Below are 4774 nucleotides of genomic sequence, written 5' to 3' on the forward strand. Positions count from 1 at the left end.
TACCCGTTCCAAATCCATTCCATTGCGGAATCGCCACTATGGGCCAACATTATCGGCGGAAAACCGTGGGTTCGAGACGGTGATTTCCGACAGGGTTTTGGAATGCCGCTGTGTCGTAGAAAATCATCAAGTTCGAGATCGTCGCAACAGGGTCGGGGCAGCGGGTGTGATGACACGGTCCGCAGGATGTCGGCACGATCGCAGCAGGGCATACCTCGTGGACAGGACGCGGGTGAGGAAAAGCTGCAGGTTGGTCGCGCTGAAGATCGCGCAGTGGGGACCGAACGCGAGCCCCCACCATGTCCCCACCGATTTTTCGGCGGATTTCTGCGGGCCAGTGGGGAGATGGAGACATTGGAGACTGAATCTTCAATCTATACAATTTTACTCCGAGATGTTGGGGTCCGAAGGCTGCATGGGTCTCCACCTCTCCATCGGTGAGGCTGCCGACGGTCGCGGGGATCACCGTCATGCGGCGCGAACGAGCAATTCCATCCGTTTCTGGAAGCCTGAAGATGGTCCAGCGGGAACGGCTGTTTCGCGCGGCTTTTGCGGGTGAGTGGTGGGGGTCGAGAAGACAATGACGCGGGAAGGCGCTAACACTACTTGGGCAACGTCTGCTTTGGTAGGCGTCACACCAAAAGCGGTTTGTCGCATTTCCACCAGCTATCGTCGTTCGGATCGTGCTCATGGCATCGGTTCGCGTGAAAACCGACCGACAGGTATCGGGCGGGAAAAGCAGCCCGACCGTTCCCGCCCAATTGCCGCCACTTGTACCTGATTGAGCGAGCGCCGAAAGCGGTCTGTCGGCTTCCGACAACTTTTAGGTCGCTTGCCGCTTCAACCTGACATGTTGATAGCGGACATAATGTCTCTCTCTTCATCCACGCCCTGAGCCGGGGTCTCGCTTCTTTGCGTGCTCGGGCGAGAGCGTCGAACAGGTGGAACCAGCCACAATTGCCGTCCTCGTTCAGCGCTGATTCCACGCCCGCCGTTACGGTTTAATGCGCCTTTCAAGTCCAATGCAATCCGCGATTGTATCGCCGCGTTCCGCCCAGACGGGCGCGAAGCGGCGGAAGTCGTAGCCGTCACCTGTACGATTCTGCGCAACACCTCTCGTCGAGGGGAGCGGCTTCGGCACAAATCATGGTCACGGTCACGGTCACGGTCGCGGTCACCGTCACGACGATCGATACGATGGCGTTTTGAACTGGCGATGTCTTGTGCTACTTTATGCTGGTCGAAAGTTGGAACGTCGAGCAGGAGACAATGATGTCGAAACCGCTGATTGCGCTCGTTGCCACGGTCGCCTTGACCTTTCCCGCGCTGGCTCAGGCGCAGCGTGCGCCAGTCGTCCCCAATGCGACTTTTGCGTCAGAGATGGTGTGCTCGATTTCGAGCGAGGGTGGTGTCTCGAGTCTTGACTACAGCTTCGGTGCATCGAATGCCGGCTCAACGCCATCCAAGGGCGGTATGAGTGTCGATCGCGGACGGGGTGGTTGGGACCTTGCACCGGGCAAAGGCAGGATTGTCGACGAAACGCTGCGGGTGATTTCGAGCCCGTCGTCTAATGGCGGACCTCCGAAAGTGACCGCACACGCCATCAACACCAAGGGCATGGGGTCGGGCAATCGTTCAAGCGGTGACGGGTCGCCGTTGTCGCCGCAAGTTTGCGCGCATGCCATCAAAAGCAAAGGGGCGGGCGGCCCAGATGTGCGCACCACGCCAGCGATGATGGGCGGGATTACGGGCGGGATGATCGCCTGCCGCATCAATCCCGGCAAGGGCGTGACGATCTTCAATCTGCCGCCACCACCGATCCTCGACAAAGTGTCGATGCAGGACTTTCGCTTCGTCAATTCGAGCGAGGCCGACCGGCTAGCGGCGGCTGGGCCGGGCGGCGGACCGCATGTGCAGGCGATCGTCTGCAGCAGCGGCGATGGCGTACCGGGCTCGGTCTCAATGTTGCTGCTGCCCGCGGTACAGAAGTAACGGGCGCTTAAGGCAGCTGCTCCGCTGGCTGGGCAATCCGAATTTTTTCTGGCGGGATTAAGAAAGCAGTCCGTCGCATTCTTTATGACTGCTTAAGATCCCATTAATTCAAAAGCGGACAGTCAGCTCCCCACCACTTTTCGCCGTTTCCGCGCCATCTATCGATGCAATCAGCCTAAAAGCCGACCGGCAGGTTCCGGGATCAAAAGCGGACCGACGGCGAGCGCCCAGTTGCGGCCTTCGGTATGCGATGGCAGGCTCCTCCATAGCTGCCGTCGCGTAATACGACTAAATCGAGAGGGGGCCGCATGTTCGAGCTTGGGAATAGGAGATACGCCGGGCTTCAATCGCTCGTCTGCGCGCTTATCGGTATCGGCTTGAGCATAGTATTAGGCCAAGTCGGCTATGGAGACATATCGCTAGTAGCTGGGCTGATATTATCGGTGACCCTTATGCTCATAGTGGTAGGCTGGCCGTCGATAAAACTGGCGCGAGTCTGGGCGCTGATCTTTGCGCTCACCATGCTACATTTATTTTGCGCCTTCTGGTTTTTCCCATACCACAATTTTAAGCCGATCATGCTTCTGCCGTTCGGGTTGATCGAGGTCTCGGCATATATTTATGCCATTGACAGGATGACACGATCCCACTGAACGTCTGCTTCCTTGATCGCTTCAACCCAAAGCTGCCGGGCTGGAATCCACCATTTTTAGACGTTCTCACACAGCGATGATGGCGCATGCTTATGGGCTCACGGCCTCGCGACGGCGGTGCCATTCCACGGGGTAGCAACTTTTCGGTTGGTGGCTTATCTGGATCGCATGATCGAAAAAGCCTTACTTGAACTCACCGCCGATCTCGTCGCCGCGACGATGGAGAATAACCGTATTTCGACCAACGATGTCGCGGGGCTGATCGTCTCGGTTCACGATGCGTTGGCCAAACTTGGTACCTCGTCACTGGTCGAGACTGTCGTCGGAAGAGCAACACCAGCCGTGTCGGTGCGATCCTCACTAAAGCCCGATAGCCTTACGTGCCTCGAATGTGGGAGCGTCCAGAAAGCGCTCAAGCGGCATCTGGGAACATCGCATGCCCTCACCCCGGCAGAGTATCGGGCTAAGTGGTCGCTCCCTGCTTCCTATCCGATGGTCGCGCCGAACAATTCGGCGGCACGATCTGCGGCGAGTATTGCCCGAGGGCTCGGACGTAAAAAGTTGAGTCTGAAAATGGGCTGATCGCCACGATCAGCATACGCCTACGCACGCGCTACATCTGGTTAATGGGTCATTTGAGATTTGCTGATAGCTGCATCGCCGCGATCGCACGTTTGATATGGATCATAAAGTGCTCAGGTGGCATCTCGGCGACGTAGGCTGCGATATCTGCATCATTTGCACCGCGACTGGCGAGCCGATTGCGGATGATTGGGGTTATGCGTTCGAGATAACAAGCATGTTCGGCAGCGAGGTCGCGCGCCTCGAATCTGGTGGTGTTCATACGGGTATTTAGTCAGGTCAATCCAAGTGCCAGCCGCCCCCGTAGTCCATGTGCCCCGCGATTGACCTGAGGGCTGACCAGCGACGTTCTGGTCGCGGGCGTTGACCACGCCGACTGATGCCGTGTCGCGCAAGGTGGGTCTCGGCGCGTTGGACAAGTTCGGCGTCGGGCTCGGAGTTCTCGATGCCATATAGCTCGTCTAGCACCCAACCGTCCGCTTCGCGGATAAGGTGGACTACGGCCTCGGACTTGCCCTGATAGACGATCGCGAAGGCCGACCGTTCCTCAAGTGTGTTGGCGAGATAATTTCGCGCGCAATTTCTGTGGCGTAGCGCCAGCCTTTTCAATTCTTCACCCGTCTGCACCGGCGTGTAGCCATCGCCGTGTGGCACCGGGTGGGCGGGCAGTTGGACCCGAAAAGCCCATCGCCTTGCCCAGTCACGAAGCTCGCCGAACGACTCAACGACCGCGATCGACCGGACCATGGCTTTCCGATCCGAACCAGCTTCTTGCAGCAATTGGATCAGATCAGCGACATCACGGGCTATACGTTGATCCTTGAGAGCCATGACCAGATTGGGTTGGCGGAGGTCGGCAGGCAAGGCCCGCGCAACCCGCAGGCGAGTTGGATTCACATTCGGCAGATGTGAGATCAGCCGCAACATCGATGGTCGTCGGTCACTCGACATCAGCGCGTGCAGGTAGGTGTAATAACGGCGAATATAGGGCTGGTGCCCGCCACGACCGAGTGCCTTGCGGTAGCCGACCGGCACTGATGTAAATGCGGCGCGAAGAATCTCGTCATGCGAGGCGCACGAAAGAAACGCACCCAGTTCGCCTTCCGTCTCGAACCTGAGGACATGCATGCGTCGGGACAGGTATGCGGCAATCACATGCCGCCTCTCTGTCGAACAGCGCAATATGTGTCCGGCGAATCCCGGATGCACGACATCAATCTCGACTGCTTTGAAGAGCAGCCAACCGCTGATTGGGGTGATGGGGTTCACGTCGATCCTCCGATTAATGTATTCGGAGAGATGCGACCTTTCGGATTAGACTGTGCATGTTCGACACGTAGCACGTTTTCGGCAAAAAGGGTGGATAATATGCAGACACATTGTTCGGTGCGATAAGTCTGTTAATGCCAGCATGATCATCGACGGGGATAGCGTATCCCAGATTCGATGGGCTTTGTTGCATAACGTCGCGAGAGCATAACCGCGCTTTTACTTGAAGATGTTATGAGAGGCGGACGGTCACCGGTGTTCCTATTTCGGAGAAGCGA

The 4774-nt window shown here is 57.6% G+C and carries 4 protein-coding genes; 2 read left to right on the top strand and 2 right to left on the bottom strand.

Going from position 1 to position 4774, the window contains the following annotated elements:
• Positions 1 to 1233: 1233 nt before the first annotated feature.
• Together IEV62_RS17935 and IEV62_RS17940 are read left to right on the top strand one after the other, a co-directional pair.
• Positions 1234 to 1992, top strand: a complete 759-nt coding sequence (locus IEV62_RS17935; RefSeq protein WP_188449933.1) for a hypothetical protein — start codon at positions 1234 to 1236, stop codon at positions 1990 to 1992.
• An 821-nt stretch (positions 1993 to 2813) separates the two neighbouring features.
• Entirely contained in the window at positions 2814 to 3227 is a 414-nt protein-coding gene (locus IEV62_RS17940) for a Ros/MucR family transcriptional regulator (RefSeq protein ID WP_188449935.1), read from the top strand.
• Positions 3228 to 3276: 49 nt separating this feature from the next.
• Here IEV62_RS17940 and IEV62_RS17945 read toward each other — a convergent pair whose 3' ends face one another.
• Positions 3277 to 3489 carry a hypothetical protein gene (locus tag IEV62_RS17945; RefSeq protein ID WP_188449937.1) on the bottom strand — a complete coding sequence of 71 codons (213 nt, stop codon included), beginning with the start codon at positions 3487 to 3489 and terminating at the stop codon, positions 3277 to 3279.
• 17 nt (positions 3490 to 3506) lie between these two features.
• Positions 3507 to 4496 carry a hypothetical protein gene (locus IEV62_RS17950; protein ID WP_188449939.1) on the bottom strand — a complete coding sequence of 330 codons (990 nt, stop codon included), beginning with the start codon at positions 4494 to 4496 and terminating at the stop codon, positions 3507 to 3509.
• Between the last annotated feature and the right edge of the window lie 278 nt (positions 4497 to 4774).

Origin of the sequence: Sphingomonas psychrolutea (assembly GCF_014636175.1) — a bacterium.
Classification (GTDB): Bacteria; Pseudomonadota; Alphaproteobacteria; order Sphingomonadales; family Sphingomonadaceae; genus Sphingomonas; species Sphingomonas psychrolutea.

Bases quoted from the DNA above. Each gene is read 5' to 3' on its own strand.
- IEV62_RS17935 (WP_188449933.1), top strand. From the start codon at position 1,234: ATGCTGGTCGAAAGTTGGAACGTCGAGCAGGAGACAATGATGTCGAAA.
- IEV62_RS17945 (WP_188449937.1), bottom strand. From the start codon at position 3,489: ATGAACACCACCAGATTCGAGGCGCGCGACCTCGCTGCCGAACATGCT.
- IEV62_RS17940 (WP_188449935.1), top strand. From the start codon at position 2,814: ATGATCGAAAAAGCCTTACTTGAACTCACCGCCGATCTCGTCGCCGCG.